The organism is Citrobacter braakii (genome assembly GCF_002075345.1).
In the GTDB taxonomy this organism is placed as follows: Bacteria; Pseudomonadota; Gammaproteobacteria; order Enterobacterales; family Enterobacteriaceae; genus Citrobacter; species Citrobacter braakii.
Genome location: NZ_NAEW01000017.1, coordinates 41,471 through 61,971 on the forward strand (window position 1 = coordinate 41,471; position 20,501 = coordinate 61,971).

General features: G+C 51.1%; 18 protein-coding genes. 3 read left to right on the forward strand and 15 right to left on the reverse strand.

The genetic code is table 11. The annotated features are described in order from the left end of the window. Positions 1-125: 125 nt before the first annotated feature. Positions 126-1,124 carry a tRNA dihydrouridine(20/20a) synthase DusA gene (gene dusA / locus BZK42_RS22875; protein ID WP_080860349.1) on the reverse strand — a complete coding sequence of 333 codons (999 nt, stop codon included), beginning with the start codon at positions 1,122-1,124 and terminating at the stop codon, positions 126-128. Between the two features lie 107 nt (positions 1,125-1,231). Then, on the reverse strand, positions 1,232-1,720 hold the full coding sequence (locus tag BZK42_RS22880; RefSeq protein ID WP_016155350.1) for a cupin domain-containing protein: 489 nt from the start codon (positions 1,718-1,720) through the stop codon (positions 1,232-1,234). A 115-nt stretch (positions 1,721-1,835) separates the two neighbouring features. On the opposite strand from BZK42_RS22880, the gene zur reads away from it, so the two are divergent. Next, on the forward strand, positions 1,836-2,354 hold the full coding sequence (zur, locus tag BZK42_RS22885; protein ID WP_046275041.1) for a zinc uptake transcriptional repressor Zur: 519 nt from the start codon (positions 1,836-1,838) through the stop codon (positions 2,352-2,354). Between the two features lie 48 nt (positions 2,355-2,402). Here the strand turns inward: zur and BZK42_RS22890 are convergent, their stop codons facing one another. The 4 genes from BZK42_RS22890 to BZK42_RS22905 form a co-directional block, all read right to left on the reverse strand. Continuing rightward, positions 2,403-2,612, reverse strand: a complete 210-nt coding sequence (locus BZK42_RS22890) for a CsbD family protein (protein WP_019077869.1) — start codon at positions 2,610-2,612, stop codon at positions 2,403-2,405. Between the two features lie 135 nt (positions 2,613-2,747). Beyond that, on the reverse strand, positions 2,748-4,067 hold the full coding sequence (gene dinF / locus BZK42_RS22895) for an MATE family efflux transporter DinF (protein WP_080860351.1): 1,320 nt from the start codon (positions 4,065-4,067) through the stop codon (positions 2,748-2,750). 134 nt (positions 4,068-4,201) lie between these two features. Next, entirely contained in the window at positions 4,202-4,810 is a 609-nt protein-coding gene (lexA, locus tag BZK42_RS22900) for a transcriptional repressor LexA (RefSeq protein WP_003826596.1), read from the reverse strand. Positions 4,811-4,919: 109 nt separating this feature from the next. Continuing rightward, on the reverse strand, positions 4,920-5,288 hold the full coding sequence (locus tag BZK42_RS22905; protein WP_003826594.1) for a diacylglycerol kinase: 369 nt from the start codon (positions 5,286-5,288) through the stop codon (positions 4,920-4,922). 171 nt (positions 5,289-5,459) lie between these two features. Between BZK42_RS22905 and plsB the strand changes: the two genes are divergently transcribed. Then, on the forward strand, positions 5,460-7,880 hold the full coding sequence (plsB, locus tag BZK42_RS22910) for a glycerol-3-phosphate 1-O-acyltransferase PlsB (RefSeq protein WP_080860352.1): 2,421 nt from the start codon (positions 5,460-5,462) through the stop codon (positions 7,878-7,880). A gap of 84 nt (positions 7,881-7,964) precedes the next feature. On the opposite strand, the gene BZK42_RS22915 is transcribed toward plsB, so the two are convergent. From BZK42_RS22915 to malK, 9 genes are all read right to left on the reverse strand, one after another. After that, on the reverse strand, positions 7,965-9,017 hold the full coding sequence (locus BZK42_RS22915) for a hypothetical protein (RefSeq protein WP_046275044.1): 1,053 nt from the start codon (positions 9,015-9,017) through the stop codon (positions 7,965-7,967). Further along, a complete protein-coding gene (locus tag BZK42_RS22920; RefSeq protein WP_047357733.1) occupies positions 9,017-9,754 on the reverse strand; it encodes a fimbrial biogenesis chaperone in 738 nt (245 codons plus the stop codon). Before BZK42_RS22920 ends, BZK42_RS22915 begins: the two co-directional genes overlap by 1 nt. 15 nt (positions 9,755-9,769) lie before the next feature. Beyond that, positions 9,770-12,301 carry a fimbria/pilus outer membrane usher protein gene (locus BZK42_RS22925; RefSeq protein ID WP_080860354.1) on the reverse strand — a complete coding sequence of 844 codons (2,532 nt, stop codon included), beginning with the start codon at positions 12,299-12,301 and terminating at the stop codon, positions 9,770-9,772. A gap of 84 nt (positions 12,302-12,385) precedes the next feature. Then, positions 12,386-12,949 carry a fimbrial-like protein gene (locus tag BZK42_RS22930; RefSeq protein WP_046275303.1) on the reverse strand — a complete coding sequence of 188 codons (564 nt, stop codon included), beginning with the start codon at positions 12,947-12,949 and terminating at the stop codon, positions 12,386-12,388. 562 nt (positions 12,950-13,511) lie between these two features. Then, positions 13,512-14,384 (reverse strand): 4-hydroxybenzoate octaprenyltransferase, encoded by an 873-nt coding sequence (ubiA, locus tag BZK42_RS22935; protein WP_053389642.1) that lies wholly within the window; start codon positions 14,382-14,384, stop codon positions 13,512-13,514. Between the two features lie 13 nt (positions 14,385-14,397). Further along, positions 14,398-14,895 carry a chorismate lyase gene (ubiC, locus tag BZK42_RS22940; protein ID WP_016155346.1) on the reverse strand — a complete coding sequence of 166 codons (498 nt, stop codon included), beginning with the start codon at positions 14,893-14,895 and terminating at the stop codon, positions 14,398-14,400. Between the two features lie 180 nt (positions 14,896-15,075). Continuing rightward, positions 15,076-16,023 carry a maltose operon protein MalM gene (malM, locus tag BZK42_RS22945; RefSeq protein ID WP_016155345.1) on the reverse strand — a complete coding sequence of 316 codons (948 nt, stop codon included), beginning with the start codon at positions 16,021-16,023 and terminating at the stop codon, positions 15,076-15,078. Positions 16,024-16,136: 113 nt separating this feature from the next. Then, positions 16,137-17,495, reverse strand: coding sequence for a maltoporin (locus BZK42_RS22950; RefSeq protein WP_047499541.1), 1,359 nt, complete (start codon positions 17,493-17,495; stop codon positions 16,137-16,139). 176 nt (positions 17,496-17,671) lie between these two features. Beyond that, positions 17,672-18,781, reverse strand: coding sequence for a maltose/maltodextrin ABC transporter ATP-binding protein MalK (malK, locus tag BZK42_RS22955; RefSeq protein ID WP_016155343.1), 1,110 nt, complete (start codon positions 18,779-18,781; stop codon positions 17,672-17,674). Between the two features lie 359 nt (positions 18,782-19,140). On the opposite strand from malK, the gene malE reads away from it, so the two are divergent. Further along, positions 19,141-20,331, forward strand: coding sequence for a maltose/maltodextrin ABC transporter substrate-binding protein MalE (gene malE, locus BZK42_RS22965; protein ID WP_016155342.1), 1,191 nt, complete (start codon positions 19,141-19,143; stop codon positions 20,329-20,331). Positions 20,332-20,501 lie beyond the last annotated feature (170 nt).

Consider the following 20,501-nt stretch of genomic DNA (forward strand, 5'->3'; position numbering starts at 1 on the left):
CCCGAAATGAAATACTCTCCACAGCTTTACAAGAAACATGCCAAAATTAATACATTGATTTATAAAGCAAACGCCCCGCGACGAAGCGCAGGGCGTGGTGAAATTCACTAACTTTTGGCGAAAACTTAACGTTTGTCTGCCACCAGCTTCAGCGCATGTTCCAGAACCTCAATATCTGCCCCGGCTTTATGCGCATTTTCGCTCAGATAGCGACGCCACTGCCGTGCCCCAGGAATCCCCTGAAACAGTCCCAGCATATGGCGCGTGACATGCCCCAAATAGGTTCCTTTACTCAGTTCACGCTCAATATACGGATACATCGCACGCACTACGGCGACCGGATCGGCATCTTCGCTGGTGACAGCAAAAATCTCGCGGTCAACGGACGCCAGAATGCCTGGGTTTTGATAAGCTTCGCGCCCCACCATCACGCCATCCATATGTTGCAGATGGATTTTCGCTTCTTCCAGCGATTTTATGCCACCGTTGATCGACATTGTCAGATGCGGAAAATCGCGCTTTAGCTGATAAACACGGTCATAATCCAGCGGTGGGATTTCGCGGTTTTCTTTCGGGCTTAGCCCGGACAACCAGGCCTTGCGGGCGTGGATGATAAACATCTCACATTCACCGTTACCGGAGACCGTGTTGATGAAATCGCACAGGAATTCGTAGCTGTCCTGGTCATCAATACCGATACGGGTTTTCACCGTTACCGGAATCAATACCACATCGCGCATCGCTTTGACGCAATCAGCGACCAGTTGCGCATTCCCCATCAGACAGGCACCAAACATTCCATTCTGTACACGGTCGGAAGGGCAACCCACGTTGAGGTTAATTTCGTCATAGCCCCGTTGTTCAGCAAGCTTTGCGCACTGCGCCAGCGCAGCCGGATCGCTCCCGCCCAGTTGCAAAGCGACCGGATGTTCTTCTTCGCTATACGCCAGATAATCGCCTTTACCATGAATGATCGCGCCGGTGGTTACCATCTCCGTGTAGAGCAGCGTCTGGCTGGACAGTAAGCGCAAAAAGTAGCGGCAATGTCTGTCCGTCCAGTCGAGCATCGGCGCGATAGAAAAACGATGAGCGGGAAAAGCGGTAGACTGAGATTCAGGCAGCATGGCGAATATTCAAGCATCCGGTTAAAAAAGGGGCGCTACTATAGCATAGACCGTTACGATAGTGAGCCACATCCTCGCGGTTCCCCCTCCCTGCTCCCCGACAAGCGCTATTTACGCCCCGGTTTTCCGTCGTGAGATCCAAAAAACTGCGGTGGATGGTCGACCCAGCGGTCCTCACGCGTGGCGGCATAAACCGGATTAAGCGGATAATAAATACGATTGTATTTTTTGTTCGCCTCACCCACGACCAGCAGACGTACCTCTTCACTGGTGTTATTGATAAAGGTGTGACACACGCCGGTGCCCGCCGGGAAACCGACGCTGTCGCCCGGTTCCAGCTTCCATAAATAACCGTTAATCCAGGCCTCAGGATATCCCTCCAGCACATAGATAAACTCTTCCTCATCGCTTTCAGCGTGCGGATACGAGGTGCGTCGGCCCGGCGGCAGGCGCTCATGATGAATGCCGAGTCGCCCTAACCCCAGCTTGCGGGCAAGCGGCGCACCTATGGAAAACAGCTCATCGCTGTCGGGATAGGTGGAGTCATCAGCCCCCTCAACTTCACGCCAGTGACGAATACAATCGGGTCTTTTCATGATTATTTTCCAGTATTGCGATGGGTCAGGTATAGCACACCGTGGTGGATCTCGGTGTTTTAAACAGAACATGTTAAAGTAAGGGATTAACCTTGCACGCAAATCGAGGCGCCAAATGGACAAAACCACCACGCAGGAGTTATTGACTCAAGCTGAAAAACTCTGTGCGCAACGCAACGTACGGCTTACGCCACAACGCCTCGAAGTGCTGCGCCTGATGAGCCTGCAGGAAGGCGCAATCAGCGCTTACGACCTACTTGACCTGTTGCGGGAAACCGAGCCGCAGGCCAAGCCGCCAACCGTGTATCGTGCGCTCGATTTTCTGCTGGAACAAGGGTTTGTGCACAAGGTGGAATCCACCAACAGCTATGTGCTTTGCCATCTGTTCGATCAGCCAACTCACAGTTCCGCAATGTTCATTTGCGACCGCTGTGGTGTGGTAAAAGAAGAGTGCGCGGAAGGCGTGGAAGACATCATGCATACGCTGGCAGCAAAAATGGGCTTTGCCCTGCGACATAACGTTATTGAAGCCCATGGACTGTGCCCGGCCTGTGTGGAGGTTGAGTCATGTCGTCACCCTGGCGAATGCCAGCATGACCATACGATTCAGGTGAAGAAGAAAGTTGGGCGTTAAGCGGGTGGGAGAGCGTACATCCTTGTACTCTCAGGAGGGAAGGGTTAATTACCAGCGGTAATCATTACGTTTTTCCCAATCGGTCACTTCTTTCTCCGCCTGATCTTTCGCGTAACCGTAACGCTCCTGGACTTTACCGACCAGTTGGTCACGTTTACCTTCAATGACCGTCATATCATCATCGGTCAGTTTGCCCCATTGCTCTTTCACTTTACCTTTAAACTGCTTCCAGTTACCGCCGACTTCGTCTTTATTCATCATCAAGTCCTCATCGTTAGGTTGTGAATAGCTAGAGTGCCATGTCCAGACACATGCTGTTTTTGCTGGACGTGAGAATAAGTGTAGTCAGGGATTCTGGGTTTTATTTACTATTCGGAATTTTTAACCATCCGCTCAGGCAAACCAGGTTCCATTACGCCAGTGACGCCGCCAGATAAAGGCCAGGGAAAGCCCACGCAGCGCAAGAAAAACGGTTAACGCCAGCCACAAACCATGATTTCCCAGCAACGGTAAAGCCAGTAGCGTTAATGCGAATCCTGCTGCGGCAACGGCCATACTGTTGCGCATTTCTGCAGCCCGTGTCGCTCCAATAAACATACCGTCGAGCAGATAACACCACACTCCCACCAGCGGCAAAACAACCTGCCAGAAAAGATAGCGATCGGCCAACAGTTTGATTTGCGGCAGCGAGGTCAGCAGCGCAACAATCTGCTCGCCAAACAGGGCATAAACCAGCGAAAACAGAATAGCCACAATACCGGACTGTCGACAGGCCGCCCGCCAGACATCAAGCAACTGGCTGCCATCCCTCGCCCCATAGGCCTGACCCGAATGCGCTTCCACAGCATAGGCAAATCCATCCAGCGCGTAGGCGGTAAACGTCAGCAGAGTCATCAGAACGGCGTTAACCGCGATGATGTCGCCTCCCAAACGCGCGCCAAGAACCGTAATGGCCCCAAAGCAGAGCTGTAGCAGCAGCGAACGCAGCATGATGTCGCGGTTGAGCGCCAGCAAACGACGGAAGTTGCCACGCCACGCCAGCTTCAACATTGCCAGCGAAATTCCACGCATATGCAGGACTTTGCGTACCATCATCAGGCCAATCAGCAGCGTGACATATTCGGCAATCACCGTCGCTAACGCCGCCCCCTGCACGTTCATATGCAGGCCCATTACCAGCCATAAATCGAGCACAATGTTGAGAATATTGCCGACAATCAACAGGATAACTGGCGCGCGCGCATACTGAACGCCAAGCAACCAGCCGAGCAGCACCAGATTCGCCAGCGACGCAGGTGCGCTTAACCAGCGGATTTCCAGGAAACGTCGGGCCTGCTCCAGTACCGCCTCACTTCCGCCGACAATATGCAGAGCCAGCTCGATAATCGGCGTCCGAAACAGTGCGATAAGCAGCCCCGCGCCCAGCGCCAGCAATAGCGGCTGCACCAACGCGCGCGCCAGCGCCTGCGGATTTTTTGCGCCAAATGCCTGCGCGGTAAGGCCGGTGGTACTCATGCGCAAAAAAAGTAGCAGCATAAAGAGAAAGCTGGTCGCCGTGGCGCCAACAGCAACGCCGCCAAGATAGACCGGACTATCCAGATGACCAATCACCGCGGTATCCACCAGTCCCAACAGGGGAACGGTGATATTGGAGAAGATCATCGGTAAGGCGAGGTGCCAGAGTGCTTTATCAGAAGAGGTAAAGAAAGGCATACAGGAGAGCCTGAGAAGAAGTTAGATGTACTGAAAAAAGATGCTGTGTAGGCCCGGTAAGCGTAGCGCCACCGGGCAAGTTGCCGGATAGCGACGTAAACGTCTTACCCGGGCTACAGGGAATCAACAGAAAATTACAGCCATTCACCGTTACGAATGACGCCTACCGCCAACCCTTCAATAGTGAAGTTTTGCTCGCGCAGGTCGACAACAATAGGTTTAAATTCGCTGTTTTCTGGCAGGAGCTCAACCTTGTTGCCCTGCTTTTTCAGGCGCTTGACGGTGACTTCGTCGTCGATACGGGCAACAACGACCTGACCGTTACGCACATCCTGAGTTTTATGCACAGCCAGTAAATCACCGTCCATAATACCGATGTCTTTCATCGACATACCGCTAACGCGCAGCAGAAAATCGGCGTTCGGTTTGAACAGTGAAGGATCGACCTGATAGTGGCCTTCGATGTGCTGCTGCGCCAGCAGTGGCTCGCCTGCAGCCACACGTCCGACAAGCGGTAACCCTTCTTCTTCTTCCTGCAGCAGTCGAATACCGCGCGATGCGCCGGATACAATTTCAAGGACGCCTTTACGCGCAAGCGCTTTCAGGTGTTCTTCAGCGGCGTTTGGGGAACGGAACCCCAAACGCTGCGCGATCTCCGCACGCGTCGGTGGCATACCTGTCTGGCTGATGTGATCCCTAATGAGATCAAACACCTCTTGCTGCCTGGCCGTTAACGCTTTCATTCCGCCCCCTGGGTGTATATACAGTTATGCTGTGAGTATATACAGCTAAAGGTGATTTTGGAACCGCAAACTGCACAAAAAACAGGAGATTTATGCAGTTGTGGAATCTTTATCGCAAATGCGACCACAACAGGATGCCCCAGGTGATCAGAGCGACAAAAATAGACAGCAATACCGCCGCCGAGCCCATATCTTTCGCCCGACCGGAAAGTTCGTGATACTCAGAGCCAATACGGTCAACCACCGCCTCAATCGCACTGTTGAGGATTTCAACGATCATCACCAGCATCACGGAACCAATCAACAGCACGCGGGTAATGGCGTCAACGTCCAGCCAGCAGGCGATGGCTACGCCCAACAGTACGGCAACGCTTTCCTGGCGGAATGCCGCCTCATTGATCCATGCGGCGCGAAAACCTTTCCAGGAATAGCCTGCAGCTTTGATAATTCGGGTGAATCCAGTGGTATTATTGGCCATCAAAAAGAACCTTTTTACATTATTAGCGTCAATGTCATTGTAACGTTACCCCGTTTGTTTCAGGGTGTGGCAAAGCAGCGCGAAGTATGACCGGATACACCAGAAATTCACTAAACTTTCTGATATCCTTGCAGCGCATTTGCATTATTAACCAGAGGCTTTACATCGTTTATGTCCGGCTGGCCACGAATTTACTACAAATTACTGAATTTACCATTAAGCGTCCTGGTAAAAAGCAAGTCTATTCCGGCAGAACCTGCCCCGGAATTGGGGCTCGATACTTCGCGTCCCATTATGTACGTCCTACCGTACAATTCAAAAGCAGACTTGCTGACGCTGCGTGCCCAATGTCTGGTGCACGATCTCCCGGATCCCCTGGAACCGCTGGAGATAGACGGAACTCTGCTGCCGCGCTACGTGTTTATTCACGGTGGCCCGCGCGTGTTCACCTATTACACGCCGAAAGAAGAGTCCATTAAGCTGTTCCATAACTATCTCGACTTGCATCGCAGCAATCCAGACCTGGATGTGCAAATGGTGCCGGTTTCGGTGATGTTTGGCCGTGCGCCTGGGCGTGAAAAAGGCGAGGTCAATCCGCCGCTGCGCATGCTGAACGGCGTACAGAAATTCTTTGCTGTGTCCTGGCTGGGTCGCGACAGTTTTGTCCGCTTCTCCCCGTCGGTCTCCCTGCGTCGCATGGCGGACGAACACGGTACGGATAAAATCATCGCTCAGAAACTGGCTCGCGTGGCGCGCATGCACTTTGCTCGTCAGCGTCTGGCCGCAGTCGGCCCGCGCCTCCCTGCCCGCCAGGACCTGTTTAATAAGCTGCTGGCCTCAAAAGCTATCGCTCGCGCGGTAGAAGATGAAGCGCGCAGTAAAAAAATCTCCCATGAAAAAGCGCAGCAAAATGCCATTGCGCTGATGGAAGAGATTGCCGCTAACTTCTCATACGAGATGATTCGTCTGACAGACCGTATTCTGGGCTTTACCTGGAACCGTCTGTATCAGGGGATTAACGTTCACAATGCGGAGCGTGTACGTCAGTTGGCGCACGATGGGCACGAAATCGTCTATGTTCCGTGCCACCGCAGCCATATGGACTATATGCTGCTGTCGTACGTTCTGTACCACCAGGGGCTGGTTCCGCCGCACATCGCTGCCGGTATCAACCTGAACTTCTGGCCAGCAGGTCCGATTTTCCGTCGTCTGGGCGCGTTCTTTATTCGTCGTACCTTCAAGGGCAACAAGCTCTATTCCACCGTTTTCCGCGAATACCTGGGCGAGTTGTTCAGCCGCGGCTACTCGGTTGAATACTTTGTCGAAGGAGGCCGTTCACGTACCGGGCGTCTGCTCGACCCGAAAACCGGCACGCTGTCGATGACCATTCAGGCGATGCTGCGCGGCGGTACGCGTCCGATTACCCTCGTACCCATCTACATCGGCTACGAGCACGTAATGGAAGTAGGCACGTACGCGAAAGAGCTGCGTGGCGCGACGAAAGAGAAAGAGAGTCTGCCGCAAATGCTGCGTGGCTTGAGCAAGCTGCGTAATCTGGGTCAGGGGTATGTCAACTTTGGCGAACCGATGCCATTGATGACTTACCTCAACCAGCATGTACCGGAGTGGCGTGAATCGATCGATCCTATCGAGTCCATCCGCCCAGCCTGGCTGACGCCGACGGTGAATAACATTGCCGCCGATCTGATGGTACGCATTAACAATGCAGGCGCGGCCAATGCCATGAACCTGTGCTGTACCGCGCTGTTGGCCTCCCGCCAGCGCTCTCTGACCCGTGAGCAACTGACTGAACAGCTCGACTGCTATCTGAGTCTGCTGCGCAACGTGCCGTACGCGGCGGATGCTACGGTTCCTGCGCAGAGCGCCAGTGAATTGATCGACCATGCCTTACAGATGAATAAGTTTGAGGTCGAGAAAGACACCATCGGTGACATCATCATTCTGCCGCGCGAGCAGGCGGTATTGATGACGTATTACCGCAACAACATTGCGCATATGCTGGTTCTGCCTTCGTTAATGGCAGCCATTGTGACTCAGCATCGTCGTATTTCTCGCGCCGTGCTACAGCAGCATATTGATGCGCTGTACCCGATGCTGAAAGCAGAGCTGTTCTTACGTTGGGAGCGTGATGAACTCGCCGGAGTGATTGACGAACTGGCCAGCGAAATGCAGCGCCAGGGACTGATCGCCCTGAATGATGACGAACTGCATATCAATCCGGCCCGCTCTCGTACGCTACAGCTGTTGGCGGCGGGTGCTCGTGAGACGTTGCAACGCTACGCCATTACCTTCTGGCTGCTGAGCGCGAACCCGTCTATCAACCGTGGCACGCTGGAGAAAGAGAGCCGCACCGTAGCGCAACGCCTCTCCGTACTGCACGGCATTAACGCGCCGGAATTCTTCGATAAAGCCGTGTTCAGCTCTCTGGTGCTGACGCTGCGTGACGAGGGATTCATCAGCGATACCGGAGATGCCGAACCGGAAGAGACGATGAAGATCTATCAGATGTTGGCCGAACTGGTCACGTCAGATGTGCGTCTGACCATTGAAAGTGCAGCTCAGGACGAATAAATATGCGGCAGATATGGTTTGAAGTATAACGAGCATCTAAACAAAAAGCGGGCCACATAATGTGGCCCGCTTTTTTAGCTCTGGCTACTCATAGTTGAGCTTGAGGATCAAATCCTTGCTGAAAGGACCGAATTCAACCTCTCTCTGCGGATTTTTCGTTAGCTTCGCTTTATAGTTATGGGTCACCGTACTTGCATCACCTGGATTGTAAGTCGCAAAGGGATAATAGCGATTCAACTCAAGGTCTTCTCCTTCAGTTTCATCCCTTATTTGCATTAATAAACCATTCTTCATATCCGCGTGGCTCGTGCCATAGAGATCGTCAGTATTGAAACTTAGGGTAACATCAAACTTTTCTGAGCATTCTGCAGTCGCATCCCTGATCGTTGAAACCGAAAATGGCCTTTCGACCACAGTAGAATCATCCATTGTAAATGCCCCGAAATCGACGATTTGGCTTTCCGGGAAAACTTTGATATCGACATTACAGTCCAGGAACTCAATGTTATCCAACCCAGTGATATTGAAATTAAAGTTTTTCGCATTGGACTGTAAATTCGCACCGCCATCACCATCAAACTGCAACACATTAATAGCGCCGAAGTTATAGACAGCATCAGGGTCAGCAGGAAAGGCTTTTAACTTCACATACAAACGAAAGCGAGCGTTAAAAGTAGTATTTTGCACTGGGGCCCCCCCAGCACCAGGACACGCAGACGGCCAATGATATTCAACATAACCGTTCTCGAGGCTGATTTTATCCAGACAAGCATTGGTGGGAACTGGTACATCAACCCCATCGTAATCCTGACCGTTATAGTTTACGCCAACGATAAAATAGTCACTCTCTAAGGCGGACATGTCATTTTTCGCTGATAATTTAACCCAAGCGAACAGTTCTTCCGTCGGATCATTCTCCGTCCACCCCACCGAATTATCGCAATACACGGTGACGTTGATGTCCGAACTTTCCCATATTTTACTACCCGGTATTGCATTTGAAGGCACTTTAAATGGATTCAAACGAACCGTGGCGCTTGTATTTCCGCCACGTTGCCCCTGATAGCAATCAACCGCCCATGATGATGATGAGGCAAGGAAAAGCAATGCACAAAACAGCTTAATCATCGTTTTCATTATTTCCCCCTCTGCACGGGTTCGCTATGACAAACAGGTTGCACCGCTGTACAGTTCACGCTAAACATGTTTAAACCGCCATAGTCACCGATATAACCAATCTGGAATTTAGCGGGCAGATTTTTGATCTCTGAAGTGGCCTGATCAAAAGGACTAACCATAAAACTCTTTGTTCCCGGCAAAAGCGTTTTACCATCAACACCGATATAACCGATGGTCATGTGGTAAGGCGTACCATTTTTAACGGTAATTCCCGATACCGTGCGCGAGACGTCCACCTTTTCCATGGGTACCGCCTGACCCTCTTTCAGAACGATAGCTTTGGGACGCCAGAATAATTTCAGCCGACTCTGCATGGCCATTTGCATGACGTTTTGTTGTTCTGTACGCGGCGGAATTTCTCGTATGTTGTAGTAAAAGAGGGATTCTCTGTCTGCCGGGAGTTGCTTCAACGCGGGTTGCCCCATCAGACGCACCTGGCTTTGTTCATTGGCTTCAATACGCAGCAGAGGCGGCAAAGGTGAGATAAACTGCCGCGTTTTTTTACTGTCTTTATCTTCAACCCACGACTGAGCCAAATAAGGCAAGGCTTTGCTCTGGTTGGTTAATCTGATAGAGACGCTTTTATCCGTCTCATTAAAGATAATGCGCGTTCTGTCCGGAGAGACCGCGGCATTTGCAACAGAGCAAACGCTTAATAAACCGATTAGTCCTTTAACAATGTATGTGGGTTTCATTTTATTCATCCTGAATTAATTTACTTTTTTACACGGTAAAATTAGTACCTGACCGCTAGTATTACTTTCGTCTGGAGGCGTGATTTCACAGGTATTATCTCCCCACTGAAGACGTAATTTACTGTCTTCCTGAAGCCCACTGAGATAGGCATAACCCTCATCAGCAACCAGACCGACATCTTTACCGCTGGTAATATCCACGATGGTCACACCCAGCGGTGGATAGCGGCCATCTTCCTGTCTGATAACACCGAATATCTGATTACCTTTTGTTGCATTCAGCTTCGCATAGCCAATTGCCCCTTCGGTGAGCGTCGTGCTAATGACTGAATTATTGATATCTACGCCATCCGGTAATTTATCGCTGTCCACACGAACAGAGGAAGTCATGTAATTACTGACCGAGTTGGTAACAGCAATACCCATCATGTTGGTCACAGTGCGTTTATCACTTAACGGAACACCGCTAATACCATCGCTGTCGACCATCATGCGGGCATTATTGCCGTTGCTGTTATCATGAAGCGCCATTCCATGACGCGTAGAAGTGAACGATCCGTTCCAGCCCGCCATAATGGAGTTATAAGCGTTGGGCTGAACGCTGCCGTTTACGTTTAAACGTCCATAAGGCGAGTAGTGCTGGTAGCCCGCACGGAGGGTAGGCTCTGCCTTGCGGAAATCACTTTCGTCGCCCGCTGCCGAAATGTTCCATGAATTGTTGAGGTCGGAAGAATCATAGTAAGAAGCCGTATGGGACATACCGTCGCTACCATTTTTCTGCATACTCCAGGAAAGTCTTTTGTTTTGCTCCAGTGGAACTGAGAACGTCAGATAATATTGCGTTTGTTCTGTGCCATCCCATTCCGAACGACCGATCGACATTGAGGAGGAGATCCCCCTGAAGCTGCCAATATCAAAATTTCGGCTAACAGACAGCGTATAGTTAGTGCTGGCAGACTCATCCCAATACGTATTTCGTGACAGGTTGAGATAGGTATTAACCGCTAACGCATCAATATACTGGTTAAAAGAAAGGACATAGCTCTCTTTCTCGTTGTAATTCGAGTTGTCACCGCTTCGTGCCGTGAGGTATTCACTCATGGTAACGTATTCTTTGTCGGAGAAACGATAGCCTGCAAACGTCACTTGACTGCCAGTCGATTCAAACCGTTTGGCATAGTTCATACGGTAGCTATAGCCACGCTGTTTCTCGTCATCCTGCTTATTCCCGGTGCGCAAATTTGCCTGCGCCCGCGTCACATCAAATGAGAGAGAGCCAAAGCTGTTCAGGTTAAAACCCATACCTGCGGTGGCGGCCTGGTAGTCGTCAGCTGTCAGTAACGCCCCGCCATAAAGTGAGGTATTCCCCGCCCATCCCCAGGAAAATTCGCCGGTCCAGAACATGGGGTTATTTACATCGGTATGACCCACAGAGGTAGGTTTACCGGTTGAAGCTTTGTAACGTACCTGACCTTTACGGGTCAGGAAAGGGATTGAAGATGCGCCGACCTGGAAGGTATTTTTGCGTCCATCCTCTTCTTCCACGGTCACATCAAGCTGCCCCTGGAAAGTATCACCGATATCCGTGATATTAAACGGCCCTGGGGAAACCGTCGTTTGGTAAACCATTCGTCCGTTCTGGGTGACGGTAATTTTAGCGTTAGTCTGCGCAATACCGGTAATTTGCGGCGCGTATCCCTGCAAGTCAGGCGGCAGCATATTGTCGTCACTTTCCAGCGACGCACCGGTAAAATGGAACGTATCGTATAAATCTGAATTCAGATCGTACTGACCCAGAGTCAGTTTCGAGGCAATAGAGGGAATGGGACGAAACAGATAGGTACGATCCATTCCGCTATTGCTGCTGGTTGAATGACCATCTACGTACGATTTGTCGTACTGATAATCCGAGCGCAAACGCCATGCGCCAAGGTTAAAACCCAGCGTGCCATAGGAGCTGAGACTCTGGCTCTTATCACCCTCATCAGGATCATACTGGCTGGCATACACGTTGTAATCCAGTATGAGTCCGGCAATACCATCATCCCAAAACTCCGGTGGCGTCCAGTTTTTGGCCTGATATTTCATCCACGCCTGGGGCGCAATAAGGGTGACGACCATATCGGCTTTGTCCAGTCTGACGACAAGTTCAGGTTTGTTGACGACATCTAAACACCCCTGTGGGTTGATGGGGTGCAACTGCTGGATGAATTCATCCGCGAAACCAAACGCTGTTAAGTCTTCATTGGTCAGACAAAGAAGCGAACCACTTTCGTTATCGGCTTTGATCCACTCAAATGACCATGTATTCGGGAAGCGCCTTTTATTGATATCAACATTGGCAATATATTGCCCCGCCGGAATAAATCCTTTTTTTTCAAATTGGCTGAGGTCAATATTTTCTTTATCTTCAAGATCGAGCATACCAGTATTGAACTGAACCGCCCAGGCAGGTGTAAGTGTTGCCGCAGTGATGATCACTGGGTACAGAGACTGTTTTATTAAAACAAATAATTTGCTTAAAGCGACCTTTTTTTTATTTTCCATAAAATTCGTTTCTTTTAATAAAACATTGAAAAGTCGGTGATTCCCTCACCGACTTTGACTACAGAATAATCAATCGCGAAGCGATTAGTTGTAAGCCAGAACGTAATTGACGTCGGATTTAACGTTACCCGGGGTTACAGCACCCGGCGTTGCCACAGCTTCCATACGGGCTTTGAAAGTCAGAACCTGATTAGAGTTGTCCGCAACCAAATTCACGAGCTGTTCAGTGCCCATTACTACGTTTGCACCACTCTGGGTCAGGAGACGAACGCCCACGCCCGTCGCTGAGCCGTAGAGACCGTCTTCAGTGTTTTTCAGCAGGTTAGTGCTGCTATCCGCATTAGCAGATGAGAAAGTCACTTTTACTTTATCGATAGTTGTGCCACCCGTCGTCAGAACACAATCTTGCAGACGGATATTGACGTCAACCGGTCTTGATTTGCTATCGCCATTCAGGACTTTATCAGCGACCTGGCCCAGATTAATTGTCTGATCTTCATCGCCTGGAACGATAGAGCAAGGCGCGGTAATAACGATGCCCTGGAACGTAATTTTCCCGTGGCCCTGGTCAGCAGCAGCAGAGGCATTGAAAACAGCGCCAGAAAAAGCAGAAGCAGCGATTACAGCTAATAGTGTTTTTTTGAACATTTTATATAATCCTTTACAATAATAATACCTAGCCACCCTCCAACTGATAATTTAATATCATTAGAGGTGATTCTTAGATAAGAATGAATAAAACTATTTGAGTGTAATATTTCTCTCTAGTCCTTATTACAGATAAAAACTTACCATTAAGGATTTACTTTATTAAATTAGATAAATTTAATAAAGAATTCAGTCAACCTACATACATACACACACAAAATGAAACAAATAGAAACATAAACAAATTCTTAAAGTATAGTGATAAACACCGTTTTTCATCACATGCAAACTCATTGAAAAAACGGATTATTGATTTATTTATCAAAATTAAATAAATTAATAATATGTATAATCATAAAACATTTAAATAATATATAAATTTAATGAATAATAAATTTCAGCTCTGTAAAGCTGATTGACAAAAAAAATGACGTTTTATAGTGAGTAAAAGATAGCTATCACGAGAAAGGTATCATTAGAAGCAAAGAAGAGCCAAGATCTCTTTACAACGTTGGCTCTTCTTCGCTGCTTTTGCAGCATAAATGATGGTGAGTACAAGCAATTAAGGCTGCCAGTAGCTCATCGCCAGCCCTAAGAACAGCACCAGACCGACGTAGTTATTGTTCATAAACGCTTTAAAACAGGCATCACGCTCGCGATTGACGATCAGTTTCTGCTGATATACAAATAGCGCGCCAGCCACCAGCAGAGACCAGTAATAACCCAGTCCCAGCCCATTTAGCCAACCCACCAGCGCCATCAGCACCAGTACGCCCACCTGCAGGATACCAATGATCAGCTTGTCGTTTTGACCGAACAGAATCGCGGTCGATTTAATGCCGATCTTCAGGTCATCATCGCGGTCAACCATCGCATATTGGGTGTCGTAGGCCACCGCCCAGAGAATATTGGCGAGGAACATCAGCCAGCAGCTCAGCGGTACAGACTCGCTTACGGCGGCGAACGCCATCGGGATCGACCAGCCAAACGCCGCCCCCAGCACCACCTGCGGCAGGTGCGTATAGCGCTTCATGAACGGGTAAACCCACGCCAGCGCTAACGCCGCAACGGACAACAAAATGGTCATCGTGTTGAGCGTCAAAACCAGCAGGAAGGCCAGCAGTACCAATACGACGAACAGCGTTCGGGCCTCTTTTTCAGTGACGGCCCCGCTTGGCAGCGGTCGATTTGCGGTGCGTTTAACGTGTCCGTCAAATTTCCTGTCGGCATAATCATTCACCACGCAGCCGGCGGCGCGCATTAACCAAACGCCAGCGACAAAAACCGCAAGGATCCACAATTGCGGCATGCCTGGGGTTGCCACCCACAATGCCCACAGCGTAGGCCAGAGCAGCAGTAAGGCACCGATTGGCTTATCCGTACGCATCAAGCGGTGAAATGCCAGCAGCTTATTCTGCGTCAGACTCCACTCCATCTTTATCTTCCTCTCAGTACAACGGCGATGCAGGTAGAAAAAGCTCGGTAAGCATCAGCGGCTTACCGCTCAGCCGCAGGCGGGAACGGCGCCCCCACAGCGCTGCATCGCGGCCAATCTCAATAAAATCTCGGGTCAATGTCGATGATGTAAACAGGTAACGTCCGAGCGGGGTTTTCCCCAGATTTTGTAAGGCCAGCTCAGGGCCGCACAAGGTTGATTCAGGCACCACGGTCCGCCCGGCAAGCCAGGGTTCACCATCCGCGCATAACAGGATCTCACGTAACCAATAACGGGACTCTTTAGGCAGCAGCGGCAGCTCTTCAGGCACCTCATTTTGCCCAACGAATGCTTCGCGAATCAACGTTACGGTGACCTGTTTTCCCTGCTGCTCAAAACGTTTAGTCATGGAATCTTCCAGTAACAACCAGTCGAGCAGTTGGGCGTCCAGCGCCGGGATCGCATCAAAATAACGCAGCGCACGCAGTTGCGTTAACGCAGGGTGTGGCATGCCTTACTCTCCGATTTATAACTTGAAGGCATTGTATCGCAGAAAATGCATTACGGGGTGAGCAAACACAATTAAGTGATCGCCAGAGCAACATAAGTGTAACAATTAGCACCGAAGGATAAAAAAAGGTGCGCCAGGAGACGCACCAGTTGTTGCAAAATCAACAATGCGGGGCGATGTTTACCCCTTGCCTTTTACACTGCTGATAAAGGTGGATCGGGCAGATTTGGATCCCAGACGCTCAGCTTCATCAAGCAGCTTCAGCGCTTTATCGACATCGCCTTTCGCAACGGCATCCTTAATGCCCTGGTTAAAATAACTTTCCGTGTCGTTCAGCATCGGCTCACTTTTCTTCACCGGTTGTGGCGCTGGAGCAGCAACGGCTGCTGCCGGAGCCGCATAGGTCACCGCAGGCGCGGCGGTATTGCCCACCGTGACAGGACCAGGGCCGGATGAGCCAAACAGCGGCCCGACCAGAACACTGGAGGAGGAGCTGGTTTTGACTTTCAGTTTCAGTAAACCGTCGGTGGTATGACGGGCGATCGGGTCTGGAATATCCGGAATAGCGTTACCTACGCCCTTGGCATAGGCTTTTGCCGGGTCAAGCAGGGTTGTGGTCTGCTGGAGATCTTTATCAGTGGTAAAGACCAAAACATAGAGTTTTTGCTGACCCAGCGCTGGCGTCAGACGCATTACCCCTTCCAGACGATCGGCACTCATCACGCCGGGCTCCTGGTAGGTAAAATAGCTGCTGGGGAAGAACGCAGATGGCGTCATGTTTTGGTCAAGAATTAATACGTTTGGCGCAAATACGCTGGTTTGTTTATTCACTTCACTGGACAGCGTCAGAGTGAGCTCGCCAATATTCGCCGGGACGCTATACGCAGCGACCGGGCCAGTAATACCGGCGACATCCAGACGCTGACCCGCTGTCGCAAGCGGCGAAGACTGGGTTTTGGATTGATCAACAGGCGTCCAGGTTAACTGCTGCAGCGCCGCAGTGGGAATAGATGGGGCCGCGGTGGTGTTCTGCGGAACAATATTCACATCGGCCAGGCTGATGCCAGGTGCGCTGGCAAATAACCCTGCAGATAAACAAAGGGCAACGAGACTTTTCTTCATTTTCATTGTTATCACCTCAGATAGCATGGGTTCAGCGGTGGCCAGGCAATAGCGCGCTAAACCGTAATCAAGAGGGGCTTGCGCCCCTCTTTCGGTCTTTACGTCAGGTTAGTGCTGAATTACCACCAGATTTCCATCTGGGCACCGAAGGACCACTCATCGCTGTCGCCACGGCTGGTTGTGCTGAGGCCAGAGTTCGTTGCCGCTGCGAATTTGGTTACGTCGTTACCATTTTTGATGTAACCCCACTCTTCATCCCATTTTGCATAGGTTGCGAAGACGCGGATTGCCGGACGAGACCAGATGCTGTCACCCGCCTGCCATTGTTGGGCCAGGGTGATTTTGTACTGGCTGTTGCGATCGCTGGTCTGCTGAGATTTGACGTTGTCGTAACCGACTTCCAGCAGAGTGCTCATGATTGGCGTCCATTTATACATCGGGCGAATACCGACGGTGTACCATTCGGTCCCCAGGTCGTTATCCATGTCGAGGTTCTGGTACATACCGACGTACATCAGGTCCCACTTGTCGCCCAGGGAGATTGCACCGTGGTCCAGCACGCGGAACAGGCTACCGTTGTTATTCACAACATTGTTGGCATAGTTGGTTTTAACGCCAGTAACCGGATCTTCAATGGTCGTAGTGGAAGAACCATAAGACCCCTGGTTCAGGCCTTTGCCCTGGGTGGTCATGGAATCTGTGGCGTACTGAACGACAAACTTGTTGTAGCCCTTCAGCATGCTCTGGGTATGTTCAGCGGTGAACATCCAACCATCTTTAGATGCGCCGTCCGCCAGCCTGTAATCATCGGTGGTATTCGCGCGACCATAGTCAACGCCCAGTTCCAACATCCCATCCGGGTTAGTTGCCAACTGCGCTAAACGAACGTCAAATACATCGTTCGCGGTGTCTTTGGTACGATCATAGATATTCTGGCTGCTGAAAGCGTATGAACCACCCGCTTCCTGTGAACGGCTCGCTGCCAAAGACAGTTTACCGAAGCCCAGATCGATGTTTTCAATACCGGCGCCAGGACCTGAAATATCCCAGTAGTAGAAGTCGATCATGTGTACGTCATGACGCTGGTAGAAGCGCTTACCGGCCCAGATAGTGGAGCCTGGCAGCCATTCGATCAGGTTTTTACCCTGCACGTTTGCTTCACGGAATGCCGGGTCTGTGCCTTCCCAGTCATTCTGCTGTGCGACGGAGTAAGCAACGTTGGTGTCGAAGTAGAAGCTCTTATCGCCTTCTTTCCACACTTCCTGACCTAATTTGATTTCCGCATAGGTTTCACATTCGTTACCGAGACGGTATTTACTTTGTGCACCGGTTGCCTGGAAACACTGTTGTTCACCGCCACTCCCTGTCCAGCCAATACCGGAACGAGCGTAACCGTGGAAATCTACAGCCATTGCCTGAACAGACATAATGCCTGCTGCTACAGCAACCGCCAGAGGGAGTTTGCGCAGAGTAATCATCGTTCTATCTCCTGAGATCATTGCTTTTCTTTAAACGCGTCCCCCTTCGGGCTGCCTCTTTGTTGGCTGCGTTCTTTCACCCCAGTCGCGTACTCTTTGTACACTCCCGGGGATTCATTTACTTGCCGCCTCGATGTAGCTTCGAATGGCTTTGCGTTTCGTTTTTTATGGGGACCTTAAACGCCCGGCTCTTGATGCAACCGACGACATGCAGTGCCATCCTCACGGAACAGATGGCAACGCTCTGGCGGCAGGCCGATAGCGAATGTGGCACCCTCTTCTACCAACACCACGTCGTTCTGGCGGTAAACCAGGTTTTGACGGATGGCGGGGATCTGGATATGAATTTGAGTTTCGTGACCAAGCTGCTCGACCACCTGCACTTCACCTTCGAGGGTGACATCGGCGATATCGCTGGGCAGCAGATGTTCCGGGCGGATACCTAAAGACATGTTGGCACCAACCTGTACCGCATGGCTGTCTACTGGTAGCCATATTTGCTGGCGGTTGGGCAGTTCAACCTGCACCTGATCGATGGCCGTCCCGGTGACTTTCACCGGCAGGAAGTTCATCTTCGGCGAGCCAATAAAGCCCGCCACAAAGCGGTCAGCCGGATAGTGGTATAGCTCCAGCGGTTTGCCGACCTGCGCCACGCGACCAGCATCCAGCACCACAATTTTGTCGGCCAGCGTCATCGCTTCGACCTGATCGTGGGTGACGTAAATCATCGTGCGGCCAAGACGTTTATGCAGGCGGGAGATTTCAATACGCATTTGCACACGCAGAGCGGCGTCGAGGTTCGACAGCGGTTCATCCAGCAGGAATACGCGCGGCTCGGCAACCAGCGTTCGGCCAATCGCCACACGCTGACGTTGTCCGCCGGAAAGCGCTTTCGGTTTACGCTCCAGCAGGTGCGCCAGTTGCAGAACTTCCGCGACCTGATTCACGCGCTGATTCATCACCTCTTTTTTTGCGCCAGCCAGTTTGAGGCCAAACGACATGTTTTCTGCGACGGATAAATGGGGATACAACGCGTAGGACTGAAAGACCATACCCACGCCGCGTTCGGCGGGGGGAATGTCGTTCATCCGGGTCTCCCCGATAAACAGGTCGCCACTGGTGATGGTTTCAAGCCCGGCGATCATACGCAGCAAGGTCGACTTACCGCAGCCTGACGGTCCGACAAACACCACGAATTCCCCTTCGTGAATGTCGAGATTGATATCTTTCGATACCACCACGTCACCCCAGGCTTTCGTTACATTTCGCAGCTGTACGCTCGCCATGCCCTTCTCCCTTCGTTACAACCTGTCATCGACAGCAACATTCATGATGGGCTGACTATGCGTGATCCCTTGACTGCGTGAATCCTCCACCCCCGGCTTTTTTATGGGGGAGGAGGCGGGAGGATGAGAGAACAGCGTCTGAGACCCGGGCCGTACGCCGCGGAGGAATTTCGTGATGCAGCCTGCAAAAATCAGTTGGTTTTTATGTGCGCCAGTACGCAATACTCACATTTATGTAACACAGATCACATAAAGAGCGGGTGGGGCGTAGGGGTAAGGAGGATGGAAAGAGGTTGTCGTATAAAGAAACTAGTAACCGTTAAGCCACCTCTGCAAAATCACCAAACAGGATGGGAACTATGAAAATCAAAACTGGCGCACGCATCCTCGCATTGTCTGCATTAACGACGATGATGTTTTCCGCCTCGGCTCTCGCCAAGATTGAAGAAGGTAAGCTGGTTATCTGGATTAACGGCGACAAAGGCTATAACGGCCTCGCTGAAGTGGGCAAAAAATTCGAGAAAGACACCGGTATCAAAGTCACCATTGAGCACCCGGACAAACTGGAAGAGAAGTTCCCACAGGTTGCCGCGACTGGCGATGGCCCGGACATCATCTTCTGGGCACATGACCGTTTTGGCGGCTACGCTCAGTCTGGCCTGCTGGCTGAAATCACCCCAGATAAAGCGTTCCAGGACAAACTCTATCCGTTCACCTGGGATGCCGTACGCTATAACGGCAAACTGATTGCCTACCCGATCGCGGTTGAAGCGCTGTCGCTGATTTACAACAAAGACCTCGTTCCGAACCCGCCAAAAACCTGGGAAGAAATTCCTGCGCTGGATAAAGAACTGAAGGCGAAAGGGAAATCCGCGCTGATGTTCAACCTGCAAGAACCGTACTTCACCTGGCCGCTGATTGCCGCCGACGGCGGTTACGCGTTCAAGTTTGAAAACGGCAAGTACGACGTGAAAGACGTGGGCGTGGACAACGCGGGCGCAAAAGCGGGTCTGACCTTCCTGGTTGATCTGATCAAGAACAAACACATGAACGCGGATACCGATTACTCCATCGCCGAAGCGGCCTTTAACAAAGGTGACACCGCGATGACCATCAACGGTCCGTGGGCGTGGTCCAACATCGATAAGAGCAAGGTGAATTACGGCGTTGCCCTGCTGCCAACCTTCAAGGGTAAACCGTCCAAACCGTTCGTGGGCGTTCTGAGCGCAGGTATCAACGCTGCCAGCCCGAACAAAGAACTGGCAAAAGAGTTCCTCGAAAACTACCTGCTGACCGATCAGGGCCTGGATGAAGTGAATAAGGACAAACCGCTGGGCGCGGTTGCGCTGAAATCCTTCCAGGATCAGTTAGCGAAAGACCCGCGTATCGCGGCCACCATGGATAACGCCCAGAAAGGCGAGATCATGCCGAACATCCCGCAGATGTCCGCATTCTGGTATGCCGTTCGTACCGCAGTGATCAACGCTGCCAGCGGCCGTCAGACCGTCGATGCCGCGCTGAAAGATGCACAAGGTCGTATCACCAAGTAATACGGTTTCCCTTATTTCTTAGGGAATCAGGTTTATTGAATACGTTGTTACGCGAAATCATTCGCGCTACATCGAGGCGGCAAGGAGGCAAATCCCCAGGAGCTTACATAAGTAAGTGACTGGGGTGAGCTTCCGCAGCCAACAAAGAGGTAGTGCGAAGGATAAAGCGT